Consider the following 18,764-nt stretch of genomic DNA (forward strand, 5'->3'; position numbering starts at 1 on the left):
GGGCGCCTTACGCGAGGTTCGGCTGCTGCACGGATCGGGCGCTGTGGGTGCGGCTGTTGACGATGTCCATGGTGTGCAGGATGTCGGGGTGGGTCTCGCCGAGCAGGCCGAGCTGTCGGGTGAGGGTGTCCAGGACGAGGTCCTCGGCCCGTTCCGTCTCACCCCGGGCGGCGAGGTGGAGGGCGAGATTGCCGGCGGTCACCAGGGTGTGCGGGTGGTTCTCGCCGAGCACGTGGCGCTGGCGGGCCAGGGTGTCCTCGGTCAGGGTGAGAGCCCCTTCGAACTGACCCAGTTCGGACAGGAGGACGGCGAGGTTGCCCGCGGTGACCAGGGTGTCGGGATGGTCCTCGCCCAGTAACCGGCGCTGCGCTTCGAGGGTCTGCACGGCCACAGCGCGGGCATCCGTCGTGTTGCCCAGGGCAGCCAGCCGCAGGGAGAAGTTGCCGCCGGCGCGCAGGGTGCCGGGGTGATCCGGGCCCAGCTGTGTCTGTTGCCGGTGCAGGGTGCTGGATTCCAGACGGTGGGCCTCGGAGAGCTCCCCCGTATCGGCGTAGGCACGGGCCAGGTAGGCGGCTGCCCACATGGTGTCCTCGGCGTCGGCACCCCATCGCTGCTCCCAGTCCCGGTGCAGGTCCTGGAGCCGGGCCAGGGCGGTGCGGGTGTCCCCGCGGTCCAGCAGGTACCAGCAGGCCTCACAGGCCGCGAACCGGGCGAGCGGTGTGGTGAGGTCGGCGGGGCCGATGGCGAGGAGGTGCGGCAGCAGGGCGGGCCAGTGCGGCCAGGTCTCCGGGTCGGCGGCCTGGCCGGGGTAGGCGGTGGCCAGCAGGGCGCTGGCGTGGCGGGCGGCCGGCGCACGGCTCTCGGGGGTGAGCTGATCACGTAGGACGGCCTGGGTGAGACGGTCCACCTGGATGCTGCCGCCGGACCCCCGGGCCAGCCCGAGGCGTTCCACCGCCGTCAGGGCCTGCCGGAAGGCGCGGGGGTGGGACAGCGCCCGCACCAGCTCCGCACCGCCGCCGTCGTCCGGTGTCCGCGCTCTGTGGGGGTCACTGGCGTGCAGCGGGAACGGCTCCGGTGCCAGCAGCGAGCACGCTCGCAACAGCTCGGCCGCCAGGGGTTCCGAGACGGCCAGCCGGGTCATGGTCCCGTCCAGCTGCGTGGACAGGGAGCCCGGATAGTCGAACGGCGTGCCGTCGCTGACCGCCGCGTCGGCGTGGAGTTCCAGCTGTTGCAGGTACTGGTCCGGGGTGAAGAGATAGAGGGACTCCCCGGCCTGAGCCAACGCGAGGGGCAGATCGTCCAGGGCGGTGGCCAGGCGACTCGCGTCCTCGTCACTCAGTTGCGGACTGCGCAGGCGGAGAAGATCCACCGCCTCGGTGCGGTCCAGGACGCCGACCTCGACCGACGTGGCGACCTGGTGCCAGAGCGGGTTCCGGGAAGTGATCAGTACATGCCCCTCGCCGGTCGGCAGATGCCGGGTGAGGTCGGCCGGGTCTACGGCGTTGTCGAAGACGATCAGCCAGCGCGGCCGGGTGCGCAGGTGGTTGAGGAGCGCCTGTACCGCCTCCTGCTCGGAGGCCTTGGGGGCGGCACAGTCGATGAGCCGTGCGAGCGCGGCCAGCTGAGGAGGGATCTGCCGGTCGGCCTCCACCCACCACACCAGCTCGTACTCCCCGCTGAACCGGTGCGCGTACTCGATGGCCAGCTGGGTCTTGCCCACCCCGATCCGTCCGCTGAGGGCCAGCACGGGTGCCGTGCGTGATTCCGTCAGCCGAGTGCGGACCTGCATCAACAGGTCTTCCCGGCCTACGAAGTTGGACCTGCGCGGCTGCACGTTCCACACCTGCGGCAGACTCCCCGGCAGCCGGGGCCCCGACGCGCCAGACCTCCGGGATTCGCCGCCCGGTGTACCGAGAGGACCGGCCACCGCGCGCAGCAGTACGGCCCGTGCCTCCCCCTCGTCCAGCCCGACCAGGCTCGGTGCCACGAGCGCGCGCAGAGCGGACGGCGCTACGGCGTGATCGATGCGCACGGGGATGAGCTTGCCCCACGCGGCCAGCACCTCGGACACCTCCGCCATCCTGTACCGGTCAGGGTGGAAGTACGCCTCCGAGAACAGGGCGATGGTCCGTCCTCGCCTGACCGACTGGTCCACACGCTCGACGAACTTGTCCCCCGCCCCCCAGTGCCACACATCCAGCTCGACCGCGTACCCGGCGTCCTGCAATTGCCAGGCCACCCACTCCGCCCACGCCCGGTCCGGACCGGCGTGGGAGATGCACAAGTTCTCGTCCGGCGAGGCATAGCTGTTCTCGGGGGCCGCGCTCGGCGGAGCGTCCCCCCGCACCCGGGCACCGATCGCCCTCGCGACGCTCGGCAGCGCATCCTCGGACAGCGCGTAGGGCCGGATCGACTGAGCGATGGACGGCAGGTCGCGCAGAATGTGCCGGGGCGTGATGACGGGGAACAGGGCGCGGTCCGTCTGTTCGTCCAGGGTCTGCCGCAAGAAGTAGTTCACATTCGGTGCCACGAGCGCGCGCAGAGCGGACGGCGCTACGGCGTGATCGATGCGCACGGGGATGAGCTTGCCCCACGCGGCCAGCACCTCGGACACCTCCGCCATCCTGTACCGGTCAGGGTGGAAGTACGCCTCCGAGAACAGGGCGATGGTCCGTCCTCGCCTGACCGACTGGTCCACACGCTCGACGAACTTGTCCCCCGCCCCCCAGTGCCACACATCCAGCTCGACCGCGTACCCGGCGTCCTGCAATTGCCAGGCCACCCACTCCGCCCACGCCCGGTCCGGACCGGCGTGGGAGATGCACAAGTTCTCGTCCGGCGAGGCATAGCTGTTCTCGGGGGCCGCGCTCGGCGGAGCGTCCCCCCGCACCCGGGCACCGATCGCCCTCGCGACGCTCGGCAGCGCATCCTCGGACAGCGCGTAGGGCCGGATCGACTGAGCGATGGACGGCAGGTCGCGCAGAATGTGCCGGGGCGTGATGACGGGGAACAGGGCGCGGTCCGTCTGTTCGTCCAGGGTCTGCCGCAAGAAGTAGTTCACATCGACGCGCTGGTGCGTGTTCACCGTGTCACGGGCGAGCAGGACGAAATGCCGGCAGGTGTCGATAACCGGGTGCGGGTCGTCCCGCGGGTCGTACACGTAGCTGGTGAATCCCTCGACCGCGAGCAGTTCGGCCAGCTTCCTGGCGTCGTCGTCCGTGTTCGACGCAGTGCTGATGAAGAAGTCGTACTGATACTGACCCCCACGCCGCCCCGTCCTGATCGCGGCATCCACATAAGCGTCCCGACTCTCGGTGAAGAGCCGAACATCCTCCAGATGCCGCGCGATCAACCCGGCGATCGACGCGATGCTGTAGCTGATGAGCTGGGGGTTCCTGAAGTCCTCGGTCAGGACCGGGAGTTCCTCCCCGAACGACCAGTAGGCCGAGTACGGCACCGTGCAGTGGTCCAGCACCCGCTCGACCGCCGCCCCCTCCGGAACCCAGGCGTTGTAGCTGGACCTGAGCGCGGGCTGGAGCTTCCGTCGCCAGTCCGCCGCCCGCTCGTACTCCTCGCTCATGTCGAACCGGCAGAGCAAGGGAAGTGTCAGCAGCCGGGAGCGGTCGTACGGCAGCCCGTTGCGCGCCTTGGCCGCCCTCCCCACCACCTCCAGTACGCCGTCCACGTTCTGCTGGTTCGCGGTGAAGGCGTACGCCAGGATGTGCGGCAGCTGAGCCGTACAGATACCGCCGGAGTCCGAGATCCCGGTCCTGCTGTCCACGAAGATGACGTCGTACGACTCGATCCAGCGCCGCCGCCAGTCCTCCAGCACGTTGCCGAAGTCCCGCTCCTCGTACAGGGCGTCCCAGTCGATGCCCTGCACGTTCGGGATGTAGTCGCCCCCGACCCCGCCCGCGGCGATGAGATCGAGCCGCGAACCGTCCGGGAAGGTGACCGGCGTGATGTGCCCCAGCGCGTCCACCTGTTGCCCGTCGCGAGCGCCCAGCACCATTTCCACCAGCCCGGTCTCCGGGCTCTCCATATGGGGGCGGAAGTAGTAGTGAAGGCCGGGGGCCTCCAGATCCCAGTCGATGCAGAGGACCCGGTATCCCCACTGGGCGAGCAGCGTGGCGGTGTTGGAGAGCAGAAAGCTGCGGCCCACCCCGCCCTTGTAGGAGTAGAACGTCACGACTTTGCCGTCGAGTTTGCCCATCACAACCTCGGCAGACGGCTCTGGGGAATCTTCCGATAGGCCTCTGGACGGTCGACCGGCCAGTCGGCCTGCCACTCCGGCGCGCAGTCGATGAGCGACGCGACCTCCTCGGCCACGGTCCGCATTTCCCGCTGGAACGCCACGTAGTCGGGAGTGTTCCGGAACTGCTCACCGTCGTGCCCGTACTTGCTCAGGTCCCTGCAGTGCTGGGTCGCCTGTGCGTCGGGGTGGAAGTGGTCGCCGTCCGCGAACCTGATCGGGTAGATCAGGGTCGGCGCCTCACCGTTCGTCTCCCCCAGAACCTGCTGACGCCTCCGCATGCTCGTCCACTCCGCCATGCACCACTCGGAACGGAAGTAGGGCGGCGACCATATCGCCACGAGACAGCGGCTTTTCAGGAGGGCGTCTTCGAGTTTCTCCGGCCAGTGCGTTCCCACCGGGATCTCGTAATCCACGAAGATCCGGGGGTCGTTGGGTAACACGTCCCACAGGGACTTCGTCAACTCTTCCTGGAAATGGTTCTTCACCCAGTCTTTTACATGCCCTCTGTGGCTGTAACTGATGAAGACGTCGTACTCGTAATCCACCCCGCGCTACCTCTGGGCGACAAAGGCGGCCCAGGCGTCCGGAGCGACGGTGAGCTGCGGACCGGCCGGGTTCTTGGAGTCACGGACGTGCACTGCGGTGGCCTGGGTGGCGACCTCCACGCAGTTGCCGCCTTCGCTGCCGCTGTAGCTCGACTTGAACCACTGAAGTGCGGTGCCGCTCATTGCTCTCCTAGCAGACGGTCCAGCAGATCCCTCGTGTCCTCCGGGGTGAGGGCCTGTGACCGCAGCATGGCATATTTCTGGTTCAGGATCGCCACCTCGCCCTGGTCTGCGATGAGTTGACTTCCGCGTTGCGTCTCGACGTAGACGAGCCGCTGGTGTTCGGGGGTCTCCAGGAGGACGAACGGGCCGTCCAATCCGGCGTGGGCGGCGCGCTCCAGCGGCAGGATCTGGAGCATGAGCCCGGGGAGTTCGGAGCACGTGCGCAGATGTCGCAACTGCTCCGCCTGGACCGCCTTCCCGCCCAGCGGCGACCGCACCACCGGCTCCCAGACCACGAAGCTCGTGATCGGCGACTCCTTTACGCGCAGAATCGCCTGACGCTCGACCCGGCTTGCCACCAGCCGCGCGATTTCATCCTCGTCGTAGACCGGCACACGGCTCCGGAACACGGCTCCCGCGTACCCGTCCGTCTGGAGCAACCCGGGCACCACCTGGTTCTCGTACGACGAGATCGCGATCGCTTCCCGCTCCCGCGCCAGAAACTCCTCCGCCCACAGCGGGACGAGATCCACTTCCGGCATCTTGCTCAGCGCGACCGACAACGCCCCTTTGGTGTCGAGGAGTTCATCGAGCCGCGCGGCGACATCCGGCATCAACCGCCGTCTGCCCTGCTCGATCGAGGCGACGGTCTGCTCCCCGAGGCCGAGCAGGTCGCCCAGCTGCTGCTGCGTGTACCCGGCCGCCGTCCGGAAGACGGCGAGCAGCGCGCCCACCATCCTCATCGCGGAGGCGTTCCTGCGTGCGGTCCGTGACCGTGGACCTGTCGTCGTTCCCATGGCGTTGAACTCCCCCGCCGCGCCCGTACGTTCACCGCGACGCACCCGTACAAACGCGTTGTACGGGTGCGCACAGGGTTCCATGATGGACACGGAGAGTGACCTGCGTCAGGGAAACGCCGGGATCAGCCCTCCTGGGGCCCCGCGGACTGCACCACTTCGAAGGACCACAGCGTCGCCCCGGACGCCGCGGGCTTCTGCTGCTCCCCGCCCTGGGCGCCACCGCCACCACCGTGGGAGGCTCCCATCTGGGACCGCCACTTCTCGAAGTCCTCCTCGGAGCGCCACCGTGTGTACACGAGGTAGGTGTCGGTGCCCTCCACGGGCCGCAGCAGCTCGAACCACTCGAAGCCGTCCGACCCCTCCACCGCCCCGGCCCGGGCGGCGAACCGCTTCTCCAGGACTTCGCGCTGCTCTTCAGGAACCGTGAGTACGTTGATCTTGACGATGCTCATGGCCCCATTGTGCGCCGCGTGCCCGGTGTCAGCCCCGGGGACCCACGGGCTCGTCGCCGCGCAGGGTGATGCGGTGCATGACCCGGTGCCGGTCGCCGTAGTCGCGGTTGGCGTAGTGGGCGGTGCTGCGGTTGTCCCACAGCGCCACGTCGCCGCGCCGCCAGCGGTGGCGTACGAGGTGTTCGGGCTTGGTGAGGTGGGCGTAGAGGATGTCGAGGAGGCCCCGGCTCTCGTATTCGGAGACGCCCGCGATGTGCGAGGTGAAGCCGGGGTTCACGAACAGGCCCTTGCGGCCGCTCTCGGGGTGGACGCGGACCACGGGGTGCTCGACCGGTGTCAGCGCTGTGACGACCTCGCCGTCCCAGACGTTGCCGCGGCCCTGGCGGCGCTGGGCGAGGTAGTAGCCGAACTCGCGGTTGCCGTCGTGCACGGCGGTGAGCGTGTCGACGTACGCCCGCAGACCCGGGGAGAGCGACTCGTAGGCGAGCTGGCTGTCGGCCCAGGTGGTGTCGCCGCCGTTCGGGGGGAGGACGACGGCCCGGAGGACCGAGATCGCGGGCGGGCGGCGGACGAAGGTGACGTCCGTGTGCCAGACGTCGGAGAAGCCGCCGTCCTGGCTGTCCAGCGCGTACACCTCGGGCGCCACGTCGCCGGAGTCGTGCACCGGGTGCCCGGCGGTGACCTCGCCGAGGCGGCGGCCGAACTCGATCTGCGCGTCGTCGTCGAGACCGTCCTGGCCGCGGACGAAGAGGACCTTGTACGCCACGAGCGTTTCCCTGAGCGACTGGACCTCCTCGTCGGTGAGGCGGGCGAGGTCGATGCCGTCGATCTCGGCGCCGAAGTCCGGGCCGAGGGGCGTGAGCCGAAGCTGGGGCGGGGTGCTGACCGTCATTTCACGTTCCTTTCTTCGATACGGCGTTCAGGCCGCCGCGGCCGACTTGACCGCGTGCGACACCTGGGCGCGCAGCTCGGTGAACTCGCGGGACTCGCGCAGCGCGTCGGCGTCGACCTCGCCGCGCGGGAGGTCGATCGGCAGGTCGAGGGCGACGGTTCCGGGGGACTTGGTGAGGACGACGATGCGGGAGCCGAGGAAGACGGCCTCCTCGGCGGAGTGGGTCACGAAGACCGTCGTACGGCCCGTGACCCGGCGTACGTCCTCCTGGAGCCGCTCCCGGGTCAGCGCGTCCAGCGCGGCGAACGGCTCGTCGAGCAGGAAGAGGGGGTTCTCGGCGGCCAGGGCGCGGGCGATGGCGACGCGCTGCTGCTGTCCGCCGGAGATCTCCCACACGCGCCGTTTCTCGGTGCCCTCCAGTCCGACGCGGGCCAGCAACTCGGCCCGGCGGTGCGGCCATTGGGCGCGTTCGACGCCCGCGTACCGCAGGGCCAGGTCGATGTTGCCCTGCACGGTCCGCCACGGGAACAGTCGCGGCGACTGGAACACGACCCCGGCCGCCTCTCCGGGCTTCGGCGCGTTGCCGGAGACCCGTACCGCGCCCTGCGTGGGCTGCTCGAACCCGGCGATCAGCCGCAGCAGGGTGCTCTTCCCGCAGCCGGAGGCGCCCACCAGGACGAGGAACTCGCCCTCGGGGACGGTGAGATCGACCGGGCCGACGGCGGTGACGGGGCCGTACCGGTGGGTGACGTTCTCGATCCGGACGGAACCGTCGACGGGGGTCTCGACGGGCGCTTCCCTGGTCTCACTTGAGGACATCGGGCAGGCCCTTCAGATAGAACGCCTTGCGGACCGCGGCCTCGTCCGGCGCCGCGTCGATCTGCTTCTGGCCGGCGAGGAAGGTCGCGGTGTCGGTGACGTAGGTGAGCAGCTTGCCGGGGCTGCCGTCGGTGCCCAGCCAGTCGGGGGAGGCGACCTCCTCGGGGGTGAGGAACACGCCCTGGGCGAGCTGGGCCTTGGCGTCGGCGGTGCTGATGCCGAGTTCGGCGGCGACGTCCTTGACCGTGCCGTCCGGGTCGGACTTCAGCAGCCGCAGGGCCTCCGCCTCGACCGAGCGCCAGATGTCGATGGCCTGGGGGTCGCGGGAGATCAGCTCGTCGGAGACGACGGCCAGGTCGAGGGTCGGCTTGCCCGCCGCGCCGATCTCCTTGCTGCTGGTCAACTGGGTGCCGGTCTTGCGGAGTTCGTCGAGGGTGGGCAGCCAGACGTAGGCGGCGTCGATGTCGCCGCGCTGCCAGGCGGCGAGGATCGGCTGCGGCTGGAGGTCGACGAGCTTGACGTCGGAGGTCTTGAGCCCGGCGGCGGTGAGCGCGGCGAGCAGGCTGTAGTGGGAGGTGGAGGCGAAGGGCGTGGCGATGGTCTTGCCCTTGAGTCCGGCGACGTCGGTGATGCCGGTGGACTTGCGGGCGATCAGGGCCTCGTTCTCGCCGGCCACGTCGAGGATGAAGGCGACCTTGTACGGGATCGGCGAGCTGCCCGACACCCCGCGGGCGAACGGGCTGGAGCCGAGGGCCGCGATGTCGAGGGACTTGCCGAGGAAGGCCTGGTTGACGCTGGCGCCGGAGTCGAACTTGATCCAGGAGATCTTGTGATCCGGCAGGGCCTTCTCCAGGAGCTTTCTCTGCTTGACGATCAGGTCGCCGCTGGGGAAGGCGAAGTAGCCGATCCGCAGCCGCTTGGCGCCGCCGGAGGAGGCGGCCTCGCTGTCGGAGGAGCAGCCGGTGAGCGCGGCGGAGACGGTGGCGAGGGCGCCGGCGAGGAGGAGGCGACGGGAGGGGCCGGGGGAGGCAGGGGACATGGCGGTGCCGTTTCTGTGCGGGGGAGTCGAGGGGGACGGGGTGGGTCTATGCGCGGCCGCGCCAGGGCACGACGGCCCGCTCCAGCCGGAGCAGCAGCCCGTCGATGACCAGCCCGGAGACGCCGATCGCGATGATGCCGACCAGCACGACCGGGGTGTTGTTGTAGTTGGCGGCGTCCTTGACCATGCCGCCGATGCCGGGCAGGCCGTTGACCAGTTCGGCGGCGACCAGGGAGGAGTAGGCCACGCCGACGGCTAGGCGTACGCCGGTGAGGGTCTCGGGGAGCGCGGAGGGCAGGACGACGTCCTTGACGACGTCCCAGCGGGATCCGCCGAGCGCCCGGGCCGCCTCGACCAGGCTTCGCGGTACGGCGGCTACGGCGGCCGTCGTGGACACCGCCACCGGCGGGAACGCGGCCACGGCCAGCAGCGTGACCTTCGGCTCCTCGTTGATGCCGAGCCAGATGATGAGCAGCGAGAAGTACGCCAGCGGCGGGAGCGTCCGCAGGAAGGTGATCCAGGGCTCGAACAGCGCGCGGAACCAGCCGACGGTGCCCATGAGCACGCCGAACAGCACTCCGATGACGATGCCGATACCGGCGCCGAGCGCGATGCGGCGCAGGCTGATGCCGAGGTGCTCGATGAGCGTGGTGCCGTTGTAGCCCCGTACGCCGTCATGCGTGCCGGACACGTCGACGAACGCGTCCCACACCTTGGCCGGCGCCGGCACCAACGTCTCACTCCACGTCCCGGCGGCCGCGAGCAACTGCCACAGGGCGAGAAAGAGAAGAAGCGACCCGAAGGGCAGGGCAAGGTTACGCGCCCGAGCCCAACGCCGGTTTGTGGCAAGGGAGTTGCCGTCGACTACGGGAACGGGATCGGCCTTCGACAGCCGAGGTGTCGTGGACACGGGCAGCCTCCAACGGGCGCCGAGGAGCAAGCGGTCGCGGCCGTCGCAGCAACGGGGACGACGGCCCGAAAAGAGAGGCACCGGAGGTGCGAGCAGGGAAACGGCCCGTGGCGGAACCGGAATCAGACGCGCATCAGACGCACGTCACCAAGGGATCACCACGGGGTCAGCGCGGGATCAACGACAACACGAAGCCGGGCGTCGGCACAGGTCGATGACCAGGCGTCGCACAAGCGGCTTGTGAATCATGGACAAAGTTGTACAGCAGCCACAGCCCCCCACCAAGAGGCGTCTTACTTCCTGGACGAGGTCCGGTGGGCGCATGGGCGCATGGGCGAGGCGCCGGCCCCGACAGCGGGCCGGCGCCTCGGAAGAGTCAGCGCAGGGTGCCGATGCGTTCCACCCGGTCGCTCACTCCGTTCCGGAGTTCACTCAGGGTCGTACCGGAAGGAGCCACCGTGGGTGTCGACGACGGCGGCTGGGTCTCGTCGGCGCACCGCGTGCCGCGCTTCGGGACCTTCAGGTCGGCCAGGTAGGACGTCACCGCGTCCGTCGCGCACGCGCTGCGCCCGAACGCCGTGTGTCCCTCGGCCTCGAAGGTGAGCAGCCGTCCGTTGTCGAGCTCCCGCGACAGCGCCACCGCGTCCCGGTAGGGGGTGTCCGGGTCACCGGTCGTGCCGAGGACCAGGATCGGCGCGGAGCCCTCCGCCTCGAAGGGGCCGCCGTAGCGGCTGACCTGCTCGCCGGGCCACTGGACGCAGGCCGTGGCGTGCTGGTGGTCGTAGGTCGGCGGGCCGAAGGCCATGGCGGGGCCCAGGAGGGGGGCCAGCCGGGCGTTGGTGGTGACCTCGCGCTTCATACGGGCCGGGCTGTCCGGGTAGTCCTTGTCGACGCACTCGACGACCACGTTCGGGCCGAGGAAGTCGAAGCTGGCCGGGGACGGCGGCCGCAGCAGGAAGGACGTGTTGTCGCGCAGCTGCGCCTTGCGCATCGCCTCGCCGAGGGCGGGCCAGATGACCTTGCCCTCGTTGATGTTGAACATCAGGCGGTACACGAGGGTGTAGCCGTTCGCCCGGCCGCCGCTCGCGGTCACGACCGGGTTCGCGTCCAGGTCCGCCTTCAGCTTCTCGAAGGCCGCGCGCGGGTCGCCGTCGCCGAACCCGCAGGTCGCCTGGTCCGCGGCGCACCAGTCGAGGAAGCGGCTCATCGCGCCGTCCAGGGCGAGGTACTGGGTGCGGTCGTAGGCGTAGGGCCGGTTCGCGTAGCGCTCGGGGTCGTACGCGCCGTCGAGCACGAGGGCCCGTACCCGCTCCGGGAACAGGGACGCGTAGACCGTGCCGATGTAGCTGCCGAACGACCGGCCGTAGTAGGTGAGTTGCTCCTCGCCGAGCGCCTGGCGCAGCAGGTCGATGTCCCGGGCGACGTACTCCGTGCCGACATACGGCAGCAGGGCCCCCGCGTTGTCCTGGCACGCCTGGTCGAAGGCGGCGGCCTGCTGTACGGCGGGTTCGTAGGCGTCGGGGCCGGGGACGCCCTTGGCCGCGGTGACGGCGGCCGTGTACGTGGGGTCGTCCCAGCACTGGAGGGCTGAGCTGCGGCCGACGCCGCGCACGTCGTAGCCGAAGACGTCGAAGGAGTCGCGCAGGTCGGCCGGCAGGTCGGCGTAGTTGTTGCGGACGAAGTCCACGCCGGAGTTGCCCGGGCCGCCGGGCTGCATGAAGAGGGTGCCCTTGTGTTCGGCCTGGGCAGTGGCCTTCTTGCGGATGACGGCCAGGGTGATGGTGGCGCCGTCCGGGTCGTCGTAGTCGAGCGGCACGGCGGCGTTCGCACACTCGAAGCCGCCCTGGCAGGCCGCCCAGGCGAGGGTCGGTACCGGGGCCGGAGCGGTCCGGGCGGGTGCCGCCTGGACTGCCCCGGCCCCGGCTATGACGAGCGCGATCGCCGCCGCACCGACGGTTTTGAGTGGTCTGAGCACGGTGTGTCCCCCTGTAGCTGATGTGGCACCAAGAACCCGTGGATGAAGAGGAGTTCGAGGGGCCTCCCGTTCCACAGGGAACGCACAGGTGTTTCCGGGATGTCTCCACGGTGTTCGTCCATGTGAACAGAAATCAGCTACCGGACTATTGACGTGCTCAGGCCAGCACTCCTACCTTCCGGGGGAAAGCGCTTTCCAAGTCTTGTCTCAGACTCACCCGCTCCACCCCTCTGGCACGACCCGCACCGTCCTGGAGATGGAGATCCACGATGCACCTGAGAACCGCAATAGCCTGCGCCGCCCTCCTCGGCGGCACCTTCGTCGCCCTGTCCGGCCCCACCGCGCAGGCCGCCACCGCCCGCTACGAGGCCGAGACGTCCCCGGCCGTCTGCACCGGCGCCATCGAATCCGACTGGACCGGCTACTCCGGCAGCGGCTTCTGCAACGCCACGAACGCCACCAGCGGCTATGCCCAGTTCACCGTCACCTCGTCCGCGGCCGGCACGGCGACCGTGGCCGTCCGCTTCGCCAACGGCACCACCACCGCCCGACCGGCGAACATCATCGTGAACGGCACGACGGTCAGCACGGCCTCCTTCGAGGGCACGGGCACCTGGACGGGCTGGACCACCAAGACCCTGACCGTGCCGGTCAATTCGGGCAGCAACACCATCCGGCTCTCCCCGACCACCGCCACCGGCCTGCCCAACGTCGACTACCTCGAGGCCACGACGCCCGACGGCGGCACCACGCCTCCCGCGAGCGGCGCGCTCTACGTCTCGCCCAGCGGCACCGCCGGCGCGGCCGGCACGATCGACGCCCCGACCACCCTCGCCTCGGCGATCGGCAAGGTGTCCTCGGGCGGCACGATCTACCTGCGCGGAGGGACGTACAACCACTCCACGACGGTCACCATCCCGGCCGGCAGCAACGGCACCTCGTCCGCCCGGACCACCCTCGCCGCCTACGCGGGTGAGACCCCCGTCCTCAACTTCTCGGCGCAGACCGAGGCCTCGTCCAACCGCGGGCTCCAGCTGAACGCCAGCTACTGGCACATCAAGGGCCTCGTCGTCGAGCGCGCCGGTGACAACGGGATCTACGTCGGCGGCAGCAACAACGTCATCGAGCGCACGGTGACCCGCTACAACCGTGACACCGGGCTCCAGCTCGGACGGATGGCCTCCACCACCCCCAACAGCGAGTGGCCGGCCAACAACCTGATCCTCAGCGCCGAGTCGCACGACAACGCCGACTCCGACGGCGAGGACGCCGACGGCTTCGCCGCGAAGCTGACGACCGGCAGCGGCAACGTCTTCCGGTACGCCGTCTCCCACAACAACATCGACGACGGCTGGGACCTCTACACCAAGACCGACACCGGTGCCATCGGCCCGGTGACCATCGAGGACTCCCTCGCCTACGACAACGGCACCCTCAGCGACGGCACCACGGCCGGCAACGGCGACCGCAACGGCTACAAGCTCGGCGGCGACGGCATCGCGGTCAACCACGTCGTGAAGCGCAGCATCGCCTTCGAGAACGGCAAGCACGGGTTCACCTTCAACAGCAACCCGGGCACGATGACGATCTCGAACAACCTGAGCATCGCCAACACCGAGCGCAACTTCAACTTCGACGGCGGCACCTCGGTGTTCCGCAACAACACCTCCTGCAACAGCGGATCGTCCGACCGGTACGTCGGTGACGCCGACAGCTCCAACCAGTTCTGGTCCGGCACCAACGGCTCCCGCTGCTCCGCCTACAACGGCGCCCTGGGCTGGTCCTTCGCCTCGAACGGCACGCTCGTCGTGACGATCGGCGGCACGAAGGTCACGCTGTAACGCCACGTTCCGCGTGTAAGGCCCGGGTCCCCGACCCGGGCCTTCCGCGCGCCATACGGCAGTCTGGGACCCGTGAGCGAGAACTCCAGGGAAACCCTGTTCATCAAGATCTGCGGACTGCAGACCGAGCGGGACGTCGACACGGCCGTCGAGGCCGGCGCCGACGCCATCGGCTTCGTCTTCTCCCGGAGCCCGCGCCGCGTCGACGCCGCCACGGCCGCCCGGCTCGGCCGCCGGGTGCCCGAGCACGTCCTGACGGTCGGCGTCTTCCGGGAGGAGCCCCTGGACTTCGTACGCGCCATGGCCGACGAGTCCGGCCTCGGGGCCGTCCAGCTGCACGGCCCCGAGGACCACGCGTACTACGCCGCCCTCGCCACCGGCGACTGGACCCTGATCCGCGCCGCGGCCTTCGGCGACTCCGTGCCCCGCGTCGGTGAGTACGGCGAGGACATGCTCCTGCTCGACGCCCCCGTCCCCGGCTCCGGCATCGCCTGGGACTGGTCCAGCAAGCCCCTCGCCGCCCCCGGCGAGAAGTGGCTCCTCGCCGGCGGACTCACCCCCGACAACGTCCGGGTGGCCGTCGAGGCGACCAGCCCCTGGGGCGTCGACGTCTCCAGCGGAGTGGAACACGCCCGCGGCGTAAAGGACCCCGCCCTGATCACAGCCTTCATCAAGTCAGCCCGCCCCCCGGCCTGACGGCAGGCCCCGGCGACGTCGACGGCCCCGACCGCTGGTCCCGGGGACCGAGAGGCCTCGCGCGGACGCGCCTCCCGGCCAACCCGCCGGGCTGAGGCGGCGGGGGCCGGATTCCGGGCGGCCTCGGTGACGTCGGCGGCTCCGACCGCTGCCTCGGGGACCGAGAGGCCTCGTGTGGCCGCGCCTCCCGGCCCGCCCGCCGGGCTGACGCGGCAGGAGCCGGATTCCGGGCGCCCTCGGTGACGTCGGTGGCTCTGACCGCTGCCCCGGGGACTGACGTGTCAGGTATTTCTTGTCGGGTGTGGCAGCTGCCGCACCCGCGACCCGCAGCGGTTCGGGTGGCGTTGGTGTCAGGGCAGGCGGGGGAGGGTGTCCCGGGCCGCGTGGCTCAGGATGCGCAGGTCCTCCGCGAAGCGGTCGCGGTCCTCGGCCGGGAGAGGGGCCACGAAATAGCGGCGGATGTTCTCCACGTGCACCCGCGCGGCGGCGACCGTGGTCTCCTCGCCCCGGGGCGTCAGCCGCACCAGACGCCCGCGCCGGTCACCGGGATCCTCGGCCCGCTCGACCAGACCCGCCGCCTCCATACGGTCCACCAGCCGCGTGGCGCCGCCGGTCGTCAGCACCTGCTCCTGCGCGATGGCCCGCATCGAGAGCCCCGGCTCGCCCGCCCGGCCCAGGATGAGCAGCACCTCGAACATGAGGTGGCTGATACCGCACTCCACCTCCAGGGCCCGCCCCAGGATGTACTCCAGCCGGTTCGCCGCGCCCTGAAGCCGCCCGAAGGCGAGCACCAGCTCATCGCCCGCGGCCTCCTTCGCCGTCGAGATCTCCACCCGCTCGTCCACGGCTCAGCCGCCCCTCTCCTCGTCCCTGCCGGTGCACCCCTGATCATGCCGTGCCGGTCAGCCCGAACAACCCCGCCGCGTTGTCGTGGCACACCCGCCGCAGCCACGCCTCCCCGAGCCCCAGCCGCTCCAGGGCGTGCAGCTGGTGCAGATACGGATAGGGGATGTTGGGGAAGTCGGTGCCGAGCAGGATGCGGTCGCCGAGGTCGGTCAGGCGGGGCAGGGCCCGGCGGGGGAACGGGATGAAGTCCTCCGTGAAGTCGGTGAACGCCATCGTCGTGTCCAGCCGCACCTCCCCGTACCGCTCCGCGAGCCCGAGGAAGTCCTCGTACTCGGGCATCCCCATGTGCGCGACGATCAGCCGCAGCCGAGGGTGGCGCCCCAACACCCGGGCGACCGGCTCGGGCCCGGTGTGCTTGCCGGGCGCCGGACCGGAGCCGCAGTGGATGACGACGGGGACCCCGGCCTCCGCCAGCAACCCCCAGGCTCCGTCGAGGAGTTCGTCGGCCGGGTCGTACGCCCCCACCTGCACATGGGCCTTGAAGACCCGCGCGCCCGCCTCGACGGCCTCGCGGACGTAGGCCTCGGTGTCCGGCTCGGGAAAGAGCGTGGCGGTGTGCAGACAGTCGGGCGTGCGGCGGGCGAAGTCGGCGGCCCAGTCGTTCAGCCACCGGGCCATGCCCGGCTTGTGCGGGTAGAGCATCGAGGTGAAGGCCCGTACGCCGAACTCCCGCAGCAGCTCCGCCCGTTCCGCCTCCTCCTGCCGGTAGGTGATCGGCCACTCCAGGCCGCCGGTCAGCGGTCCGAGCGCGTCGAAGTACTCCCAGACCTTGCGCAGGACCCGCTCGGGCATGAAGTGCGTATGCACGTCGATCAGCCCGGGAAGCCCCAACCGCCCCCAGAAGCGGCGCACCTCGCCGGCTTCCTCGCCCGAAGACACCTCGCTCATGTCCGCCTGATCGCTCATGCCCCCACGATCGCCTCTGACGACGCCGCACGTCCAACAGCGCGGCGCCCCTTCCCGCGGCCGGGCTCCGGCACGGCGGCGGGCGTAGGCTCGAAGGCACCGAGGGCTCTTCGCGCGCCGGCTCCGCTCCGGTGCCGTTCTCGGCGAACGACGATGCCGGGCCGGCCACCGTCGGACCCGGGGCAGGGTTCGCCTCATGACCTCGAACAGCCCCGACCGCCCGGCGACCGCCCACCCCGGGACCCCGGTCCGGGGCCGACCGCATCCACCGCGGCACCGCCAGGGACCCTCCCCCGAGGAGGGCGAACTCCTCCGCCCGCTGAGCCGCCGCCAGATCGCCGACCGCATGACCGAACTCGGCGAGCTGTACACACAGACCACACCGACCGGACGACGCAAACCGCACACCACGAACCGCTCGGACCCCTGGGACACATCGCCCCGCCGCTCGGCCTCTCCGGACGGCTCGGCCCCGGACCACTCGGCCCCTTCGGGCGTCTCGGCCTCGGCGCGCTCGGCCGCCGGCCGCTCGGCCCCTCCGGACGGTTCGGCCCCGGGCGTCTCGGCCTCGGCGCGCTCGGCCGCCGGTCGCTCGGCTCCTTCGGGCGGTTCGGCCCCGGGCGTCTCGGCCTCGCATCGCTCGGCCCCCGGTCGCTCGGCCCCTCCGGACGGCTCGGCCTCGGCGCGCTCGGCCGCCGGTCGCTCGGCTCCTTCGGGCGGTTCGGCCCCGGACCGCTCTGCCCCCGGTCGCTCGGCTCCTCCGGGCGGTCCAGCCCCGGACCGGGGCGGTTCGGCCCCGGCCCGCTCGGCCCCCGGTCGCTCGGCTCCTTCGGGCGTCTCGGCCTCGGCGCGCTCGGTCCTCGGTCGCTCGGCTCCTTCGGGCGGTCCAGCCCCGGATCGCTCGGCAGCCTCGGACGGCTCGATTCGCTCAGACGGTTCGATCCGCTCGGCGGCGCCCACGGCCTCGTCGCCCCCTTCTGCCGGCGAGGCCCTCCCGTCGTCCTCGGGCCGATCTTCCTTCCCGGACCCGGCAGCCGTCCTCGCCCCCTCCGCCCAGGCCAGGTCCGCCGACTTTCTCCGGCGGCTCGCGGAGCACATGCGGCGGCCCGGGTTCGAGCTGCTGGTGGCGGAGACCACCCGCCCCTCGGGCGCCACCGTCCTCACGGCCTGCGCCTACGGCTTCCCCGTACTCGGCGACGACACCTGGTGGCAGGAGCTCGACGGACACCTCCCCGCGGACCTGCCGGACCTCGCCGCCCCCGGAGGCCTGTTCGTGATCGGCGACATCCTGGTCGAGCGGCGCGTGCGCACCCAGGACCAGAGCCGCGAGTGGAACCTCGCCCGGCGCCTGCAGAGACGGCTGCTGAGCGATCACACCGCGGCGGTCGGCGTCACGCTCGTCGACCGCGGCGACACGGACACGGTCGAGGCACTGCTGTCCTGGGGCTGGCGCTGTCTGCCCACGGCCGGGATCCCAGGGGCGCCCCGACCGGCCGACCGCCGGCTCCTGGTGCTCCGCTGACACGAATTCTGCGCTCGTCACAGCAGGATTTCGACGAAGCTGACTAGAATTCCGCTACGGGAACCAGTTCCCCCGAGCGGGCCGTGACAGGCGGTCCGCGGGAAGGCACACATGCTCTCGGAAGACCGGTCGCACGCCGTCGACCGGCTCGACGACGACCACCACCCCGCGTACACCATGGGCCGCGCCGCGGAGGTCATCGGCGCCGGCCCCGGGTTCCTCAGGGCGCTCGGCGAGGCCGGACTCATCGCGCCGATACGGTCGGAGGGGGGCCATCGCCGCTACTCGCGCCACCAGCTGCGCCTCGCCGCACGCGCCCGCGACCTGGTCGACCAGGGCACCCCGGTCGAGGCGGTCTGCCGGATCATCGGCCTCGAGGACCAGCTGGCCGACGCGCTGCGCACCAATGAGAAACTGCGCCGCGGCGAGTGAATATCTCACTGCGCCGGAGTAGAAATCCGACCGGTCAGGAAAAAGTACTTTCGGGGGCGCCGACAGTTTTTCCGCCGACGGCCCGCTTATTCTTGTCGTCGATTTCGTCCGTGCTAGGCTGAATATCAGTTGCAGTTGTGGTTGCCATTCTTGCCATTCATGCCGGTTTTCCCGGGGCAGGTGATCATCGACAGCGATGAGGGAGCTCGCGAGGTGCGGGTTCCAGCACTGCCTAAGTAGGAGAAAACACATGGCCACCGGCACTGTGAAGTGGTTCAACGCGGAAAAGGGCTTCGGCTTCATCGAGCAGGAGGGTGGAGGCCCCGACGTCTTCGCTCACTACTCGAACATCGCCACCCAGGGCTTCCGCGAGCTTCAGGAAGGCCAGAAGGTGACTTTCGACGTCACGCAGGGCCAGAAGGGCCCGCAGGCGGAGAACATCGTCCCCGCCTGACACACGGCTGAGCAGGGGCCCGCACCTTGGGTGCGGGCCCCTGTCCGTTTCTCCGGCCCCGTTCGCACGCCGGATCCGCCCTGACCTGGTGAGGCACC

17 protein-coding genes are annotated in these 18,764 nt (G+C 70.5%); 5 read left to right on the forward strand and 12 right to left on the reverse strand.

All coding sequences use genetic code 11. From position 1 onward, the window contains the following. Positions 1-7: 7 nt before the first annotated feature. The 10 genes from fxsT to OG381_RS25015 form a co-directional block, all read right to left on the reverse strand. Positions 8-4,213, reverse strand: coding sequence for an FxSxx-COOH system tetratricopeptide repeat protein (gene fxsT / locus OG381_RS24970; RefSeq protein WP_327718288.1), 4,206 nt, complete (start codon positions 4,211-4,213; stop codon positions 8-10). Next, on the reverse strand, positions 4,213-4,800 hold the full coding sequence (locus tag OG381_RS24975) for a toll/interleukin-1 receptor domain-containing protein (RefSeq protein WP_327718289.1): 588 nt from the start codon (positions 4,798-4,800) through the stop codon (positions 4,213-4,215). Before OG381_RS24975 ends, fxsT begins: the two co-directional genes overlap by 1 nt. A 6-nt stretch (positions 4,801-4,806) precedes the next feature. After that, the gene (locus tag OG381_RS24980; protein WP_327718290.1) at positions 4,807-4,983 is read right to left on the reverse strand and encodes a DUF397 domain-containing protein; all 177 of its coding nucleotides are present in this window, start codon (positions 4,981-4,983) and stop codon (positions 4,807-4,809) included. Beyond that, complete coding sequence (locus OG381_RS24985; protein WP_327718292.1) at positions 4,980-5,819, reverse strand: helix-turn-helix domain-containing protein; 840 nt, start codon at positions 5,817-5,819, stop codon at positions 4,980-4,982. The genes OG381_RS24980 and OG381_RS24985 overlap by 4 nt, the downstream gene beginning before the upstream one ends. Before the next feature lie 125 nt (positions 5,820-5,944). Then, positions 5,945-6,274 (reverse strand): antibiotic biosynthesis monooxygenase family protein, encoded by a 330-nt coding sequence (locus OG381_RS24990; RefSeq protein ID WP_327718293.1) that lies wholly within the window; start codon positions 6,272-6,274, stop codon positions 5,945-5,947. Positions 6,275-6,302: 28 nt separating this feature from the next. Continuing rightward, the gene (locus tag OG381_RS24995) at positions 6,303-7,166 is read right to left on the reverse strand and encodes a TauD/TfdA dioxygenase family protein (RefSeq protein ID WP_327718294.1); all 864 of its coding nucleotides are present in this window, start codon (positions 7,164-7,166) and stop codon (positions 6,303-6,305) included. A gap of 27 nt (positions 7,167-7,193) precedes the next feature. Then, positions 7,194-7,985, reverse strand: coding sequence for an ABC transporter ATP-binding protein (locus tag OG381_RS25000; RefSeq protein ID WP_327718295.1), 792 nt, complete (start codon positions 7,983-7,985; stop codon positions 7,194-7,196). After that, entirely contained in the window at positions 7,972-9,024 is a 1,053-nt protein-coding gene (locus OG381_RS25005; RefSeq protein WP_327718296.1) for a taurine ABC transporter substrate-binding protein, read from the reverse strand. Before OG381_RS25005 ends, OG381_RS25000 begins: the two co-directional genes overlap by 14 nt. A gap of 46 nt (positions 9,025-9,070) precedes the next feature. After that, entirely contained in the window at positions 9,071-9,832 is a 762-nt protein-coding gene (locus tag OG381_RS25010) for an ABC transporter permease (protein WP_327722551.1), read from the reverse strand. Between the two features lie 478 nt (positions 9,833-10,310). Beyond that, a complete protein-coding gene (locus tag OG381_RS25015) occupies positions 10,311-11,909 on the reverse strand; it encodes an alpha/beta hydrolase (RefSeq protein ID WP_327718298.1) in 1,599 nt (532 codons plus the stop codon). Between the two features lie 269 nt (positions 11,910-12,178). On the opposite strand from OG381_RS25015, the gene OG381_RS25020 reads away from it, so the two are divergent. Then, positions 12,179-13,750 carry a carbohydrate-binding protein gene (locus tag OG381_RS25020; protein ID WP_327718299.1) on the forward strand — a complete coding sequence of 524 codons (1,572 nt, stop codon included), beginning with the start codon at positions 12,179-12,181 and terminating at the stop codon, positions 13,748-13,750. Between the two features lie 72 nt (positions 13,751-13,822). After that, a complete protein-coding gene (locus tag OG381_RS25025; RefSeq protein ID WP_327718300.1) occupies positions 13,823-14,446 on the forward strand; it encodes a phosphoribosylanthranilate isomerase in 624 nt (207 codons plus the stop codon). A gap of 350 nt (positions 14,447-14,796) precedes the next feature. Here OG381_RS25025 and OG381_RS25030 read toward each other — a convergent pair whose 3' ends face one another. Then, the gene (locus tag OG381_RS25030) at positions 14,797-15,291 is read right to left on the reverse strand and encodes a MarR family winged helix-turn-helix transcriptional regulator (RefSeq protein ID WP_327718301.1); all 495 of its coding nucleotides are present in this window, start codon (positions 15,289-15,291) and stop codon (positions 14,797-14,799) included. Between the two features lie 43 nt (positions 15,292-15,334). Beyond that, positions 15,335-16,258 carry an amidohydrolase family protein gene (locus OG381_RS25035; protein ID WP_327718302.1) on the reverse strand — a complete coding sequence of 308 codons (924 nt, stop codon included), beginning with the start codon at positions 16,256-16,258 and terminating at the stop codon, positions 15,335-15,337. A gap of 1,096 nt (positions 16,259-17,354) precedes the next feature. Here OG381_RS25035 and OG381_RS25040 point away from each other — a divergent pair. From OG381_RS25040 to OG381_RS25050, 3 genes are all read left to right on the forward strand, one after another. Continuing rightward, positions 17,355-17,780 carry a hypothetical protein gene (locus OG381_RS25040; RefSeq protein ID WP_327718303.1) on the forward strand — a complete coding sequence of 142 codons (426 nt, stop codon included), beginning with the start codon at positions 17,355-17,357 and terminating at the stop codon, positions 17,778-17,780. 111 nt (positions 17,781-17,891) lie between these two features. Continuing rightward, positions 17,892-18,212, forward strand: a complete 321-nt coding sequence (locus OG381_RS25045) for a MerR family transcriptional regulator (RefSeq protein WP_327718304.1) — start codon at positions 17,892-17,894, stop codon at positions 18,210-18,212. Between the two features lie 250 nt (positions 18,213-18,462). Then, the gene (locus OG381_RS25050) at positions 18,463-18,666 is read left to right on the forward strand and encodes a cold-shock protein (protein WP_046247661.1); all 204 of its coding nucleotides are present in this window, start codon (positions 18,463-18,465) and stop codon (positions 18,664-18,666) included. Positions 18,667-18,764 lie beyond the last annotated feature (98 nt).

The sequence above is a fragment of the Streptomyces sp. NBC_00490 genome, assembly GCF_036013645.1.
Taxonomy (GTDB): Bacteria; Actinomycetota; Actinomycetes; order Streptomycetales; family Streptomycetaceae; genus Streptomyces; species Streptomyces canus_F.